This window comes from Fictibacillus marinisediminis (assembly GCF_023149135.1).
GTDB lineage: Bacteria > Bacillota > Bacilli > Bacillales > Fictibacillaceae > Fictibacillus_C > Fictibacillus_C marinisediminis.
The window spans coordinates 994746-1008402 of sequence record NZ_JAIWJX010000002.1 but is presented as its reverse complement, the minus strand read 5'-3'; the positions used below and the strand labels follow the sequence as shown (position 1 = coordinate 1008402).

20 protein-coding genes and 1 pseudogene are annotated in these 13657 nt (G+C 41.9%); 8 read left to right on the top strand and 13 right to left on the bottom strand.

The window, feature by feature from the left end:
* The first annotated feature begins 81 nt into the window (after positions 1-81).
* From LCY76_RS05590 to LCY76_RS05570, 5 genes are all read left to right on the top strand, one after another.
* Positions 82-681: a DUF6230 family protein gene (locus LCY76_RS05590; RefSeq protein WP_062236208.1), complete on the top strand. Its 600-nt coding sequence runs from the start codon at positions 82-84 to the stop codon at positions 679-681.
* A 17-nt stretch (positions 682-698) separates the two neighbouring features.
* On the top strand, positions 699-1112 hold the full coding sequence (locus tag LCY76_RS05585; RefSeq protein ID WP_248251796.1) for a DUF6114 domain-containing protein: 414 nt from the start codon (positions 699-701) through the stop codon (positions 1110-1112).
* Positions 1109-2356 carry a hypothetical protein gene (locus LCY76_RS05580; RefSeq protein WP_248251795.1) on the top strand — a complete coding sequence of 416 codons (1248 nt, stop codon included), beginning with the start codon at positions 1109-1111 and terminating at the stop codon, positions 2354-2356. Before LCY76_RS05585 ends, LCY76_RS05580 begins: the two co-directional genes overlap by 4 nt.
* 118 nt (positions 2357-2474) lie before the next feature.
* Entirely contained in the window at positions 2475-2891 is a 417-nt protein-coding gene (locus LCY76_RS05575; protein ID WP_248251794.1) for a GNAT family N-acetyltransferase, read from the top strand.
* A gap of 109 nt (positions 2892-3000) precedes the next feature.
* Entirely contained in the window at positions 3001-3288 is a 288-nt protein-coding gene (locus LCY76_RS05570; protein WP_062236218.1) for a DUF3817 domain-containing protein, read from the top strand.
* A gap of 70 nt (positions 3289-3358) precedes the next feature.
* Here the strand turns inward: LCY76_RS05570 and LCY76_RS05565 are convergent, their stop codons facing one another.
* The 3 genes and pseudogenes from LCY76_RS05565 to LCY76_RS05555 all read right to left on the bottom strand — a co-directional run bounded on the left by LCY76_RS05565 (position 3359) and on the right by LCY76_RS05555 (position 5621).
* Positions 3359-4099 carry an amino acid ABC transporter ATP-binding protein gene (locus LCY76_RS05565; protein ID WP_272885572.1) on the bottom strand — a complete coding sequence of 247 codons (741 nt, stop codon included), beginning with the start codon at positions 4097-4099 and terminating at the stop codon, positions 3359-3361.
* Between the two features lie 12 nt (positions 4100-4111).
* Positions 4112-4719 (bottom strand): annotated as a pseudogene (locus LCY76_RS05560) (amino acid ABC transporter permease).
* 116 nt (positions 4720-4835) lie between these two features.
* Entirely contained in the window at positions 4836-5621 is a 786-nt protein-coding gene (locus LCY76_RS05555) for a transporter substrate-binding domain-containing protein (RefSeq protein ID WP_248251793.1), read from the bottom strand.
* A 347-nt stretch (positions 5622-5968) separates the two neighbouring features.
* Between LCY76_RS05555 and LCY76_RS05550 the strand changes: the two genes are divergently transcribed.
* Complete coding sequence (locus LCY76_RS05550) at positions 5969-6553, top strand: hypothetical protein (RefSeq protein WP_248251792.1); 585 nt, start codon at positions 5969-5971, stop codon at positions 6551-6553.
* 45 nt (positions 6554-6598) lie between these two features.
* On the opposite strand, the gene LCY76_RS05545 is transcribed toward LCY76_RS05550, so the two are convergent.
* Complete coding sequence (locus LCY76_RS05545) at positions 6599-6952, bottom strand: STAS domain-containing protein (RefSeq protein WP_248251791.1); 354 nt, start codon at positions 6950-6952, stop codon at positions 6599-6601.
* A 14-nt stretch (positions 6953-6966) separates the two neighbouring features.
* Positions 6967-7245 (bottom strand): PAS domain-containing protein, encoded by a 279-nt coding sequence (locus LCY76_RS24120; protein WP_419714977.1) that lies wholly within the window; start codon positions 7243-7245, stop codon positions 6967-6969.
* Positions 7246-7435: 190 nt separating this feature from the next.
* Between LCY76_RS24120 and LCY76_RS05540 the strand changes: the two genes are divergently transcribed.
* Positions 7436-7639 (top strand): hypothetical protein, encoded by a 204-nt coding sequence (locus tag LCY76_RS05540; RefSeq protein WP_248251790.1) that lies wholly within the window; start codon positions 7436-7438, stop codon positions 7637-7639.
* Positions 7640-7650: 11 nt separating this feature from the next.
* Here the strand turns inward: LCY76_RS05540 and LCY76_RS05535 are convergent, their stop codons facing one another.
* The 4 genes from LCY76_RS05535 to LCY76_RS05520 form a co-directional block, all read right to left on the bottom strand.
* Positions 7651-7932 carry a DUF5316 family protein gene (locus tag LCY76_RS05535; protein ID WP_062236228.1) on the bottom strand — a complete coding sequence of 94 codons (282 nt, stop codon included), beginning with the start codon at positions 7930-7932 and terminating at the stop codon, positions 7651-7653.
* Positions 7933-7995: 63 nt separating this feature from the next.
* Positions 7996-8319: a hypothetical protein gene (locus LCY76_RS05530; RefSeq protein ID WP_248251789.1), complete on the bottom strand. Its 324-nt coding sequence runs from the start codon at positions 8317-8319 to the stop codon at positions 7996-7998.
* Positions 8320-8474: 155 nt separating this feature from the next.
* Complete coding sequence (locus tag LCY76_RS05525; protein WP_248251788.1) at positions 8475-9134, bottom strand: type 1 glutamine amidotransferase domain-containing protein; 660 nt, start codon at positions 9132-9134, stop codon at positions 8475-8477.
* Positions 9135-9285: 151 nt separating this feature from the next.
* Entirely contained in the window at positions 9286-9891 is a 606-nt protein-coding gene (locus LCY76_RS05520; RefSeq protein WP_248251787.1) for a histidine phosphatase family protein, read from the bottom strand.
* Positions 9892-10048: 157 nt separating this feature from the next.
* On the opposite strand from LCY76_RS05520, the gene LCY76_RS05515 reads away from it, so the two are divergent.
* The gene (locus LCY76_RS05515; RefSeq protein WP_248251786.1) at positions 10049-10504 is read left to right on the top strand and encodes a hypothetical protein; all 456 of its coding nucleotides are present in this window, start codon (positions 10049-10051) and stop codon (positions 10502-10504) included.
* Between the two features lie 32 nt (positions 10505-10536).
* Here LCY76_RS05515 and LCY76_RS05510 read toward each other — a convergent pair whose 3' ends face one another.
* The 4 genes from LCY76_RS05510 to LCY76_RS05495 form a co-directional block, all read right to left on the bottom strand.
* Positions 10537-10773, bottom strand: a complete 237-nt coding sequence (locus tag LCY76_RS05510; protein WP_248251785.1) for a DUF2164 domain-containing protein — start codon at positions 10771-10773, stop codon at positions 10537-10539.
* A 95-nt stretch (positions 10774-10868) separates the two neighbouring features.
* Complete coding sequence (locus tag LCY76_RS05505; protein ID WP_248251784.1) at positions 10869-12089, bottom strand: ABC transporter permease; 1221 nt, start codon at positions 12087-12089, stop codon at positions 10869-10871.
* A gap of 1 nt (position 12090) precedes the next feature.
* Complete coding sequence (locus tag LCY76_RS05500) at positions 12091-12975, bottom strand: ABC transporter ATP-binding protein (protein WP_248251783.1); 885 nt, start codon at positions 12973-12975, stop codon at positions 12091-12093.
* Between the two features lie 189 nt (positions 12976-13164).
* Entirely contained in the window at positions 13165-13644 is a 480-nt protein-coding gene (locus LCY76_RS05495) for a GNAT family N-acetyltransferase (protein WP_248251782.1), read from the bottom strand.
* Between the last annotated feature and the right edge of the window lie 13 nt (positions 13645-13657).

The following is a 13657-nucleotide window of genomic DNA, read 5'->3' as shown; positions in this document are numbered from 1 at the left end:
TCGGAATTGTCAGTTTACTGTCCTAAAAGTAAAGTAAGTGTATATTAAAGCGTTTTCATAATTATGAAAGAGGTGGCGTTGATGAATGAAAAAACGGTTCAGTTAAAGCCTGCTATGAAAAAAGGAGGGACCAATAAGAAAGTCTTCTGGAAAGCTTTTGGTTCCGGAATGATTGTTCTGATTGCCCTCCTTAGTTTTATGGGGATCTCGGGTACGGCTTACGCCATTCCGATGGCTGGTGTCGGTGACTTTTACGTTGTTTTTGATCACCTAGAAGGAAAGGGCTATACGTTCTATCCGAAAATGGGAGAATCCAGCAAGGAAAAATCCACACCGCAAGGCACCAACCTGATTAAAGAACTTACCATCAATAACCTTCAGCTCTACAAAGATTTCAACATCAGCGGCGATAAATGGATTCGTGTAAAGATCACGGCAAGCAAACCCGTGCATATTTCAGGGCTGCAGCAAGATGCTTCTGTCATTAATGCCGATGCCAAATTCAGCAACCTTGCTCTACAGGAAAAACATAGCAATGACTGGCAAAAACAATTTCAGCAAATGTCGTCTACCATCCAGCTCGATCATGCAAAATTGAAAACCCACTACCTTTTTCAAGAAAAGATTGTCATGAACGGTATGAAAGTAACAGTTGAACGCATCAACAAACCGGGCAACTAAAATGGGAGGTGAAGAATATGAGTGTAAGACAATGGAAGCAGGAACGTCCCTTTCTTGGATCGATGCTGACACTTCTCAGCGGGGCACTTATTTTGTGGGTTCCCTTAAATTTGATCGTCAAAGCCTTCCTGCCAGGCACAGTATCCGTTATTGGAATCCTATTCGGGGGCTTGGTGCTATTAATCGGCATCATGGGGCTTTTCTTTCCTCAGTTTTCTAAAGTATTTGGTATTGTTGCCATCTTTTTATCCATCCTGTCCATCATCGGTGCTCTTGGCGGCTTTATTGTAGGAACCCTACTTGGTATTACCGGGGGATCCTTGATGGTTGCCTGGAGTCCGCCTGCCTCTGACCGTCGGGCAGGCGAACAGCCTTCAGAGGAAACGGAGGAAGAAATCTACGTTCCTCATAAGATGGTGCAAGCAAAATGATGGTTCGAACACTGATGGCCATCACCTGTCTTTTAGGGCTGACAAGTTTTTTTAGCCCCTCTCAGGCAAAAGCAGAGACGGACGGCCAAAAGTTGGAAGGCTTTGTCATCAGTGCAGATCGGGTCGATGGGGGCACCATGCTTCCTCAAGTGGTCATGGGGGAAACTTCAGCCCAAAAACAAAAACCCATGATTCGTTTTCAGTACCGCAATGCTACACTTTATGGGATGAAACTGACGAAAGTACTGTCAACTAATCAAGGCCCAATCACCATCATCATGAAGGCAAACGGACCAGTTCACCTGACGAACATGACCGTGGATGCTTCCGCCTTTTCTTTAAAAGGAGCCTGTTTGAACGCAGGTGAATCTGTTCCTGAGCTTGGTCTTAAGAATGTAACGATGCTCGTTCATCAGATGAAAGCCGATCAAGGGGAGCTTTCGCGGCTTCAGCTTTCAACTGTAAAAGGCAATCATGAACTACAGAGGCCCGATGCGCCAAAGGTTCTTCAGGATCTCTCTTCTTTACCTTTGTTGGAAGCGAAAGATGCGATTGGCTCACTCATGAAGGGTCACCTTCCGCTTACGTGTGAAGACAAATCAAAGGAAGATCAGTCTGCAGACAAAGGAACAGATCCGCTTTTGCCTGATTCTAAAAAGCCGATTGATAAGAACCTTAAAAAACCGGTTAAGGACGCCGTTAAGCCAGTAAATGATACTGTTGGCAAGGTAACTAAACCCGTCAAGGATACGATTGACCCTACAACAGAACCGTTGAAGAAAATTAAGAAACCGGTAGATGATACCGTGGATACTGTTAAAAAACCAGTGAAAAAAGTAACAGACACCGTCCCTAAAGTGGTTCACCGCCCAGAAAAAACAGTGCAGCAAGTCACAGAGCCTGTGAAGAAACATCTGAAGCGGACAAAACAGCAGCTCTGCCAGGACGCAGCCAAAATGGATGGAAAAGTTCCCAAACAGCTTGGGCTGGATTTAATCCATGCCGCCCAAAAGGAAAAAGTACCGCTAGCCGATCTTTGTTCAGAAAATGACAAAGCGGAAAAACAACTGAAGCTGCTCCAAAACCAGCTGTTAAAAAATCTGGATCTGCTTTCTCTGCTGAAAAATAATGAAGAACTCGCCTCTCCTGATCTTTTTGAGAAAATGGAAAAGGAGATGAAAAAACATTCAACACTAAAACTGCTGCCAAATCTATTAAAACCGCTGGATGGCCTCTTTCAGTAAATAAACTCTTACAAAAGCAGTCGGGAAATTTATCTCCCGACTGCTTTTTTGTTATTCCATTCCATTTTTCTCAGTTGTAAAATAAAAAAATAATGATGAGTGAAGGGAGGGAATGTTTGTGGCACACATTGAGAGAGGCCGATCAAACGTGATCTGGAACGATGTTCTGAAGCTTTATCACGCCGTTGGCTGGAGCAAGCATAATGCTGAAAACATAATCAAAATTTATAACAGCACCACCCATACCTCTTTTGCTTATGTGGATGGACAACTGGCCGGGCTGGGAAGAGCCCTTTCAGATGGCGTATTCAATGCAGCCATCTATGATATTATCGTTTCCCCCGATTATCAAGGCCTCGGGCTTGGACGAGAGATTGTAGAAGATCTGCTTGTTCAGCTACAAGATGTTTCCTGTGTCCACTTAATCTCAACAACTGGAAATGAGGAATTCTATCGGAAAGCGGGATTAAAAATGGCAAAAACCGCGATGGCCCGCTATTTGAACAAGGAAATGGAATCGGAATACTTGCTTTAATCTCTCCAAATAGACAAAAAGGGTTCACATATCGTCCATGATTCTACCTCAACACCTCCCCTCGATATGGTAAATTAATAGGGAAATGAGATACAGGAGGTTACCAGGTATGAATCCATCCCTCAAACGATTTATATTAATTGGAACACTTGAAGGAATATCTTTCCTCGTTCTGCTTGGCATCGCCATGCCGCTGAAGTATTTTGCAGGTTATCCCATAGCCGTTATGATTGCCGGCTCACTGCACGGGCTGTTCTTTGTTCTTTACTTAATTGCCCTCGCGAATGTCACCTTTAAAAATCGCTGGCCATTCACATTGGTCATGGGAGCACTTGTCGCCTCGGTCCTTCCATTCGGCCCTTTTGTCTTTGATTCTTACCTGAAAAGAAAAGCGTAAAAAACTTGGTGCCAGGCACCGCTTTTTGACAATTGTCAAAAGACGGTGCCTGGCACCTTTTTTATATAAACTATAGTATTGTGCTGAGGAAATCTTTTGTGCGCTGATGCTGCGGCTCAGAAAAGATCTGGCTCGGGGTACCCTTTTCAACAATTTTACCATCATGCATATAAATAACCGTGTCGGCGGCTTCTCTCGCGAAGCCCATCTCATGGGTTACAACGAGCATCGTCATCCCTTCTCTCGCGAGGTCCTTCATCGTGGCTAGAACCTCACCGACAAGTTCGGGGTCAAGAGCAGAAGTCGGCTCATCAAAAAGCATGATTTTAGGCTTCATTGCGAGAGATCTAGCGATAGCCACCCTCTGCTTTTGTCCCCCAGAGAGTTTTGAAGGGTACACATCTTCTTTATCGGCCAGTCCAACCTTTTTCAAGAGCGCTCTGCCTTCTTGAACGGCCTGATCTTTCGGTACCTTTTTTACCATCAATGGAGCCTCTATGACATTCTCCAATACGGTTTTATGTGGAAAAAGGTTAAAATGCTGAAAAACCATTCCTACTTCCTGTCTGATCTTGTTCAAGTCGGTCTTATCGGGATCCACCACTTTGCCATCTATCGTGATCGCGCCGCTTTCTTTGTACTCCAAGTAGTTTAAACAGCGAAGCAGCGTACTTTTTCCTGAACCGCTGGCGCCAATCAAGACGACAACATCCTGTTCATGCACTTCAAGATTCACATTTTTTAATACGTGAAGATCACCGAATGATTTGTTTAAATCATTAACGTTAATCATAACTTTTCTCTGTTCCATGACACTCCCCCTCTACTCGTCTCCTCTGGCGATTTTACCTTCTAGTTTGTTCACCAAAAGGGTAAACAAAAGAACCAGGACTAAATAATAAATAGCAACAATCAGAAGATAGGTCATTTCTTCAAACGTCCGTGATCCTTGAGTTGTCGCCACATTGAACAGTTCTGAAGAAGAGATAAAAGCAGCCAGCGAGGAATCCTTTAAACCGATTATAAATTGGTTGCCAAGTGGCGGAAGCGCACGCCGGAATGCCTGCGGCAATACGATGCGCCTCATGGCAAGAGACGTACTCATCCCCAACGAACGCCCAGCTTCCAGCTGTCCTTTATTGATAGACTGAATCGATCCTCTGAAAATCTCCGCGATATATGCACTGTTATGCAAGGCAAGCCCAAGCGTGGCACACCAGTATGGCGAAATACCGAGCTCGGCCAATCCAAAATAAAAGAAAAAAATCTGCACGATCAGCGGTGTCCCCCTGATAATTGCAATGTAAACGTTTGCGATCGCATTTAAAACTTTGCTTTTCGAGAGCTTAAAAAAGCAAACAGCAATCCTACTACGGTTCCTATTAAAATAGAAACAATTGTAATCTGCAGGGTCAGCAGCAATCCCTTCATAAAGAGCGGATAGCTGTCGATGAACACGTGAAAAAAATGTCCGATATTTGGCAAACAGGTTCAGCTCCTTCTGAAAGAAAAGAATGTGCCGCATGCTCACACATTCTTTAAGTGATTTATGGTTTTTTTGTAATATCAATATCGAGATACTTTTTGCTCAGTTTCTCTAATGTTCCATCTTTTCTAAGTTCTTCGAGCGCTTTATTGATGGCTTTCAAAAGCTTTTTATCTTTTTTGGATACAGCGATCGCCTGTTCACTCGTCCCCAGCGTTTCTGCTTCTGAAACCTTAAATCCTTTTTTAATCGCTTGTTTGCCCGTAATGGAATCTGTGATAACTCCATCGTGCTTTCCTTCACTAAGGGCACGCAAAGCGGTGACATCACTGTCATACACCGATATGTCTTTAGCATATTTTTGAGCTTCGCTTTCATATGTAGACCCTTTAGCAACAGCAATATTTTTGCCTTTAATGTCTTTGACTCCTTTAATGGAGCTGTCTTTCTTAACAAATAATACCGGACCAGAATAATAGTATGGCGTACTGAAATTAACAGCTTTCTTCCTCTCAGGAGTAATGGTATGGCTCGCAACCGCAGCGTCAAAGCGATTGGTTTTTACCGCTGTAACTATTCCGTGAAATTTTTGTTTGTCCACTTTTGCTTTTAATCCCATTTCCTTTGCGAGTGCTTTTCCTACCGCTACATCAAATCCATCAAGTTTCCCGTTCTTATCCGAGTAGCTGAAAGGATAAAACTCCCCTGATACGACAAAGGAAAATACTCCATCTTCCTTCAGCTCCACTTCATCTCCACTTTTTGTTTTGGAAGTTGAGGACCCGCAGCCGGCAATCGACAAAACCATTGCGACTATTAGTAGTACTGGCAAATAGAACTTTTTCACTGCTTTTCCTCCTTTAGTATTGTTTGATAGTTCTGAATAATACAATGGTAACGTGAGAAAAAATTAAATACTAGCTACAAGAGTACTAGAGAGTTTGTACTATACTGGGTAGAATTTCATGCAATTTTTTCCTCTTGGTGCTCTTTCCAAAGAATTATCCACGTTTATCAATCAATATACCTATGAAGTATTTACCCCAATAAAATCAAAATTAATCGTAGGAATATTCAAAATTTTGAAGAATACATAAGTAATCTCTTTATTTGAAGCAAAAAGACAGCGGCAGAGCACTCTAGGTCTTTTGTTGCTGAGTTTTATACATTTTTTAAAAGGGAGGACAATATGCCATGTCTGCTGATCATCAGAAAGTCATTCTTCTTTCGGATTATATAAGAAGGAAACGAATAAAAGAGCGTAAAGCAGCAGGTCCTGCCCGTCTGCTTCTCCGTCTTACACTTCTGTTTATTGCGGCCAGCATGCTTATTTTCGGTGTATTCATGTGGCAGGATTATAAACACACAACCCTATTCTCACATAACCCGGATGAAATCTTTCAGTTGCTGAAAAATCAGAATGCTGAAGCGCTGACACCCGCTGTTAAAGAAAAGGTCACCTCATTGGCTTCTGAAATTAATGGATTGGAATATTTGGCTATATTTTCAGAAAAACAAGGAACAGAAAGATCGGAAAAACGCCCTCCTGATTATGTTTTCTCGACAGCTGGAAAGGAAGTAAATGATACACTCGGAATGGGTAACGGCAAATGGCACATCGAATATAAATTCAAACAAGAAAAAAGCAAACTATTTTGGAACAGCTTCTTGGTTGTATTTATCTTTCTGTCCTTTGCTCTATTTATTTCCTGGATGGTAATCGGCTTTAAATATCCTAAAGGTATGGCAATGACAAACCGTATGATATATATCAAATAGTATAAAAGCGGCAGGCCGATATGCCTGCCACTTTGTTTGTTGAAATTATTCATTTTTTTGAAAACTTTTTACCGCCTCCTGGACAGACGAGAAGGTTGTCAGTGAAGATAGCTTATTGTTGCTTCCGGCAGCTTTCATCGCCAATTTGGCGGAAATCCCTGTCAGGATCATCTCGGTTCCCAGAAGTTTCAATAAATCATTGAGCCGAAAGATGAGAGGAGAAGTATTTTCATTGAAGGTGCCCAAACCTGATAAATCCAGGATCAAGTAGTCTGCACGGCTGATATTCATGGAAGATATGACTGTTTCTGTGATTTTTTCAAATCGCTCATCTGTTAAATTTCCGATGAGCGGTAGAATGAACGTATTTTCAGTAATAGGAACTAGCGGAGTCGACAAACGGTCAATCTCCTTTAACGTTGTTTCCAGCCGATCCTGATACTCTTCTTGCTTTGTAATGTCTTTTTGAATCCCAATAAATAGTATTTGGCTTCATCTTCTATGTAGAAAGGATCAATCGTTAATTCATTCCAGAAGAAAATGTGGTCTTTCCGGTAATTCTTTAATTTAACGGAAATCCTTTTCTTTTTTGAAATAGCAGCCTTAATAGCCCCCTTACTCCGGTCTGTCTCGTCACCTTGCAGAAAGCGGCAGTTCTTACTTCTAACTTCCTCGTGCGTATAACCAGATATTGAAAGAAACCCATCATTAACATATCATTTATTGATCGCGTTTCATAACATCCCCCCTATATATTGCTTGCTTTGATAAATTCCGACACGAAAAATGAATTATTTCCCGGAAAATGTTAAGAGCTGGCGAACAGATGCAAAATCATTTTCGTTTTATTTATCGTATAATACAGAAAAGGAGTGATTTACAATGAGCAAAAGCAAAGCAAAAAAACAAAGAGAACGACTAATAAGAGACGGAAGAAGAAATCCTTTGGACAATCGCGGTATCTATGCACTCAAAGATATGAGGACGAGAAAAACTAAAACAAAATGGGAAAAATTGAATCAGCAGAAACATAAAGGCCGATTATCAGATCTTCAAAATCCTGATAAGAGGCCTTTATGCGTTTAAGAGTGTGAATTCTATCTCATCAAATAAAGAATAGCAGCAGCAGCGCTTGGTAATCCGAATAACAAAATATGAAACGAATAATCACTTCTGCATTCTTTCCATTTTTTCTTTCTTGGATGTTTCTTAATCATTTTCCCGTCAAGAAAGAGACAGAGCATAATGCCTGATAACAAAAAGGCTCCAAATCCTACAGGTCCTGCAACTTCTAATATAAATATCCATCGATCCGTAAACCAGGCAAATAATATAATGATGGCAGCTACTGCAACACCCGCAAACAGACAATTCCTCATTCCTTAACCCCCATTATGAATGAAAAAGCATCGCTTCCAACTAAGTCAGTAAACGTTTAAACTTTACCAAAAAGGCCGAAATCGCCGTATCCCATAAAAAGGAAAACCGTACAAGCCGTATCCTGGAAACACTCCGCCTGATAAAATCGGAAAACGGCTGTCCGCCATTTCGTCACTTCTCAACGGCATTACCATATACATATTCTCATTGTCATACGTTTGAAGCCTGCCATGATAAATCTTGCCATCGATCATTTCAAGCTCAATATGTTGTCCCACAAAATGCTGGCATAATAGATAATAATGATGATGGGAACCTTCTTTTCCCACTAATGGAGCAGATGGCATCGAATATTCTGTTGCTTTTATATCTTTGTCTATGTTCAAAATTACTCCTCCTTTGTCCATACATCTTATTCCACCCCAACTAAAGTGCATCATTGTTCACCTATCTTCCCCCAAAATAGGTGCTGAAGGTTTTTTACACATAAAAAATTGCCGGGTATTTTAAAATACCCGGCAATCAAAATAAAACTATAAAATTAGCTTTCCAGCACATCAATTACTTTTCGTGCTACACTGAGGCTGGATTGGGGATTCTGGCCTGTTACAAGCTTGCCATCTACAACCGCAAAGTCTGTCCAGTTGTCGCCATTCACAAATTCAGCTCCAAGTTCACGCAACCTTGTTTCCAAGAGAAACGGAACTTCTTCGGTCAGTTTCATTTCTCTCTCTTCAGAATCGGTAAACGCCGATACTTTTTTTCCTTTAACAATCGGAGTTCCGTCTTCATAGGCTGCTGTCACGAGCCCTGTTGGACCGTGGCAAACGGAGCCAATTACTTTGTCCTCTTGTGCGAATTGTGAAACAACCACTTGAAGATCCCTGCTGTTCGGAAAATCAAAAACGGTACCATGCCCGCCTGGAAGATAAATTGCATCAAAACCGTGTGCTTCTTCCCTTGTTAGTGCTGGTGTATCCTTCAGCAGCGATTTCGCTTCTTCAAAATCTCCATTATCTCCTTCAAGGCTGTTAGGATCGAGAGGCACTTCTCCGCCTTCAATGCTGACAACCTTAATATCGTATCCTTGTTTTTTGAATTCATTGTAAGGAACTGCGAACTCTTCAAGCCATAGTCCCGTTTCATGATCACCGATTTTATCATGGCTCGTCACAACGATTAATACTTTTTTAGCAGACAATTGCTTCACTCCTTTTGAAAGTATGTTTTAAAAGATACTTACTTTTTCTTTTTATTTCAATGAATATGCTTGTTCTCTCCTGCACCCGTAGTTATTCCTTTTCCTTCAAAAAAATAAACGTCAATCCATGAGGAAAGGCGTTGCTAAGCCTTTATTTTACTGTTGATGGTATTGCCGCAGTGTGAGACGTATCATTTAGAAAATGAATAATTCGTTTGGCTCCTTTTATCTCAAGCAAATGAATGCCCGTATCACCAGTTGGAAAAGAAAACTCAATATGTACCCCCATTTTAAAGAAAGAACGAAGTAAGCAGTGTATAACTCCTCCATGAGCAACAATAGCAATTCGCTGTTCACAGCATTCAGTCAATATTTTGGAAAAGATAGATTCCACCCTCATTCGAAATTCGATGGCAGATTCTCCTTTTTCAAACCTTTCATACATGGTTTTAGGGATAAAATACTTTTTTTCTTCCTCAAATGGAACTCCTGCGAGCACTCCATTATCATGCTCACGAAGCTTATCTTCAAAATTTAATGGTGCACCAGATGCTTTTGACAAAATGGATGCTGTTTCCGATGCCCTGCAAAGCGTACTTGCGTATATGACATCTGGTCTATAGTCTTCAGTCACCCGTTTTGCCATCAGAATTGCTTGCTCTCTGCCCAAGCCTGTAAGGGGATAATCCGCCCTTCCTTCATGAACATTCAGGATATCAGCTTCTGATTGCCCATGCCTTATTAATAAAATCTGCATAACCACTCACCTCCATATTTTGTACAGACTGATTATTATTCCACTTTCCAACGATGAATCCTTCTTCTTTAGATTCCAGGCACCACATCCACCCGTCCAAGCCTCTGTCCCCCACACCGCATACCATAATTCATAACACTTTGAATGAGGTAAATGGATGAAATTTAATTTTGGCAACGGGAAAACGGATGCGAAAAAACACAGTACGTTTCAAAAGAAGCTTTCAATCAACAAGGAAGTTGACCTGAACAGCCCAAGTGATTTTCTGCCAGCCAGTGAAGAGGTTCCGCTCCTTTACGTGCAATTTACCCAGCTCTCCAAAGGGGATAAGGTAGAAATAACGGCATCAGCCGGCTGGACGGCTGGCTTCCCGTGCGAACCAGCCACCATCACACTGACCGTCAGGCGCAATCAAGAGGTTGTTGTGGCACAGAACTCTCAGACGACTCAGGACCTTCAGCAACAGAACACGGCAACCGTTACTGGATCGGAGGAATTAACCGAAAACCTGGAGGTTGCCCGGTATACCTTGTATGCTTCAACAGAGCAAGCCGGCAGAATACGGATGAGCGGTTCCTTCAAACTTCTGGCTATCGTAAGGCTCGCTAATTAAAAATAGACCAGGCATGGGTGCCTGGCCTATTTTTATTTCCTTTCAAGTGCATATAGATCATCTTCCACAGCAGCCAGTCTGTCTCTTACGACATTCTGTGAATCTCTGACTCCCTGATTATAAAAATGAGGTCCGATCTGCTTCGCGAAAAAATCAAGAAAATTTTCTGCTGCGATGATTCCTATTTCCTCCCCGCGCTCATCGTAAAAAAACTGCTGAATATCTCGGATGGCCTGATCCTTTTGTTCTTGTTTCCAGTTGATTAACATCTTCCGCCTCCCTCTCAAATAGTAGTCCTTTTGATTGTATCACTCTTTTTAGAGGACATAAAAAAAGCCGGTTTTCAATAGCCGGCTTCACTTTATCAACTATTTTTAGCGACTTGGATCATATCTTTCAACTTCACTTTACCGCCGTAATGCATCACACCATGCACATAAATGCGCCCTGCAATCCGGTTGATAATCCATAATGAAACAAGAAGTATTCCGATTGTAATACTGATCTCCATCGCTCCCGCTTCTCCCGCTACAATTCTTGAAAATGTAACGATTGGTGAGAAGAAAGGAATGTACGAGCTGACAACAACAAGTGTAGTGGAGGGATCGAACAATGAGCGCATACCGATAAAGAATGCTCCCATGATCAGGATAATGATCGGAAACTGAGATGAGCCCAAGTCTTCTGTCCTGCTTACCATTGACCCGACTGCCGCATAAAGCATGGCGTACAATAAATACCCCAGTACAAAATACGCAATGAACGCAGTAATGACGCCCGGTGTTAAATTTGATAGATCGATAGCTGCACCGAAAATCGACAATTGATCGGCATCAAGCCAGCCTGCCAGGTAAGCAATTCCGCCAGCTACTCCGATAAAAGCAATCTGAACAATTGCACCTGTCAGGATAGCGGCAATTTTGGCATACATCATCATGATCGGCTTTACTTTTGGAATCATGATTTCCATGACGCGCGAGGATTTTTCCGCTGCGATGGCCGTTGCGATCATCTGACCGAACCCCATGATAAATATGTACATAAAGAATACAAAGAGATAAACAATTCCAAACGTGTTACTCGTATCCTTTAATACTTCATCCTTCACTTGTACTGTTGCCAGCAAAGAAGAAGCCGTTTCTGCATTAATTTTATTTTTGGTAATCGTATTCGAGATATATGCTTGTTGCAATGCCTGAGATATGACAGGAACAACTTCATTATTCGGGAAGTTTTTATAAATATAGGTCAAACCTGGTACACCTTTTTGATCTTTAACAATTAAAACTCCATCCAGATCTCCTTGCTCTACCTTCTTTCTTAAGCTTTTCCCCTGGCTTTGGCCGGCTTCATTCAGCTTTGTTTCTTCTAGCGTTTTATTTAATGCCTGAATACTAACCTCGTTGCTCGTTTCATTGATCAGCGAGATTTTATCCTTATTGCCGCTGTCAGAGCTGTTTGCCCAGTTGGAGTAGCCAAGAAAAGCCAGAATGGCCACAAAGATGATGGCTGTTGATATTTTGAAAGCCTTGGAAGTAAGGTTTTCTTTTAAATGAAATTTATATACTGTTGAAAATTTTTTCATCTTATCTCACCTTTTCCAGGAAGATTTCATTCAGAGTAGGTTCGAGCATTTTAAAATATCGAATGGGAACGTTCGCCTGATGTAGCCGGTTAAACAGTTCGAAGGCTTCTGAATCATCCTTTACCTTTACAAGCAAGTCGTTCATCTTCTTCTCGTAGGAAACCTTCCATGCCTTCAGCTTCTCTTCCATATCTTCATGATTAAACAGCGTGAGATTGCGGTATCCGTAGTTCTGTTTAATCTCGCTAAGCCTGCCGTGTATAACCGCTTGCCCATCTTTCATAAGACAAACATTTTCACAGAATGATTCAATCTGCTCCATACGATGCGAGGAAAGGATCACTGTTTTTTTCTTTTTCACCTGTTCTTCTATAATCGCAGACAGCATGTTCGCATTAACAGGATCGAGACCACTGAACGGCTCATCCAGTATCAAAAGCTCCGGATCATGAATAAGTGTGGCGATCAGCTGTATTTTTTGCTGATTTCCTTTGGAAAGATCGGAAGCCTTTTTATCTTTGTGTTCCGGAATTTGCAGTTTTTCAAGCCAATAATCGATGGCTTTATTGGCGCTTTGTTTGTCCATCCCCTCAAGCTCTGCAAAATATCGAAGCTGATCAGAAACTTTGCTTTTTTGATAGAGTCCTCTTTCTTCCGGCAAGTAGCCGATCGAAACTTGGCTGCGGTCGAGCAGTCTGCCTTTCCAAAGGATCTCCCCCTGATCAGGTACGAGAAGACCGAGAATCATTTTAATGGTTGTCGTCTTACCCGCACCATTTCTTCCTAAAAGCCCGAGTACTTCCCCGGCCGGCAAAGTAAGTGAAAGATTAGACACTGCCTTTGTATGCCCAAAAGATTTATGCAGATACTGCAGCTCCAATGCCAAGCGAAAAACCCCCTTATGTAGTGCAAAAAGTTACCATTCTAGCATATTAATAAAATATCTTTTATATTCTCTCACACAAAAATGGAAATATCAAACAGTCAAAAACTATAAAAAAGAAGCCCTTATCCCCATAGGACAGGCTTCTCGCAAACGATAAAACACCAGCTTGATGTTCGGAAAAAGACTCCTTTATAAGGGCAGCTGCAAAATATATTGAATACCAATATTGCCAGCTCTTCTTTGTCCTCTGTCCTCAAAGCCCGTTTTAAAATACAGCTGCTGTGCGGCAATGTTCTTTTTGTTTACCGCCAGCACGAGTTCATCGCAAAATGGAAAATGGACGGAGGCAAAGCCAGGCAGGGCCAGCATCGCACGTTTTGCTACCCGTTTCCCCTGGTATTTTGGATGAACAGAAAGTGCACGGATGAAAAGGGCGTTCGGATTTTCTGTAAAGGGAGTGATGCCCGGTCCGTGATGGAGCACAAAAAAACCGGCGGGCTTCCCCTCGTACAAAATGACCACCGGATGCCTGCTCTGGTCTTCTTCGCATACCTTTAATGCCGTTAACGGAAGTGCAGTAAATCGCAGCTGCTCTTTTGGAAGTTCAAATGTACTCAACTCCTGATTATGCTCAGGCTGATAGAAAGACAGGCTGACTTCAGCGGACATATGTATCCCCACC

What these genes read in the sequence shown, in the direction of transcription:
- LCY76_RS05590 (WP_062236208.1), top strand. Translation starts at nt 82, where the DNA reads ATGAATGAAAAAACGGTTCAGTTAAAGCCTGCTATGAAAAAAGGAGGG.
- LCY76_RS05585 (WP_248251796.1), top strand. Translation starts at nt 699, where the DNA reads ATGAGTGTAAGACAATGGAAGCAGGAACGTCCCTTTCTTGGATCGATG.
- LCY76_RS05580 (WP_248251795.1), top strand. Translation starts at nt 1,109, where the DNA reads ATGATGGTTCGAACACTGATGGCCATCACCTGTCTTTTAGGGCTGACA.
- LCY76_RS05570 (WP_062236218.1), top strand. Translation starts at nt 3,001, where the DNA reads ATGAATCCATCCCTCAAACGATTTATATTAATTGGAACACTTGAAGGA.
- LCY76_RS05565 (WP_272885572.1), bottom strand. Translation starts at nt 4,099, where the DNA reads ATGGAACAGAGAAAAGTTATGATTAACGTTAATGATTTAAACAAATCA.
- LCY76_RS05550 (WP_248251792.1), top strand. Translation starts at nt 5,969, where the DNA reads ATGTCTGCTGATCATCAGAAAGTCATTCTTCTTTCGGATTATATAAGA.
- LCY76_RS05540 (WP_248251790.1), top strand. Translation starts at nt 7,436, where the DNA reads ATGAGCAAAAGCAAAGCAAAAAAACAAAGAGAACGACTAATAAGAGAC.
- LCY76_RS05535 (WP_062236228.1), bottom strand. Translation starts at nt 7,932, where the DNA reads ATGAGGAATTGTCTGTTTGCGGGTGTTGCAGTAGCTGCCATCATTATA.
- LCY76_RS05520 (WP_248251787.1), bottom strand. Translation starts at nt 9,891, where the DNA reads ATGCAGATTTTATTAATAAGGCATGGGCAATCAGAAGCTGATATCCTG.
- LCY76_RS05515 (WP_248251786.1), top strand. Translation starts at nt 10,049, where the DNA reads ATGAAATTTAATTTTGGCAACGGGAAAACGGATGCGAAAAAACACAGT.
- LCY76_RS05510 (WP_248251785.1), bottom strand. Translation starts at nt 10,773, where the DNA reads ATGTTAATCAACTGGAAACAAGAACAAAAGGATCAGGCCATCCGAGAT.
- LCY76_RS05505 (WP_248251784.1), bottom strand. Translation starts at nt 12,089, where the DNA reads ATGAAAAAATTTTCAACAGTATATAAATTTCATTTAAAAGAAAACCTT.
- LCY76_RS05495 (WP_248251782.1), bottom strand. Translation starts at nt 13,644, where the DNA reads ATGTCCGCTGAAGTCAGCCTGTCTTTCTATCAGCCTGAGCATAATCAG.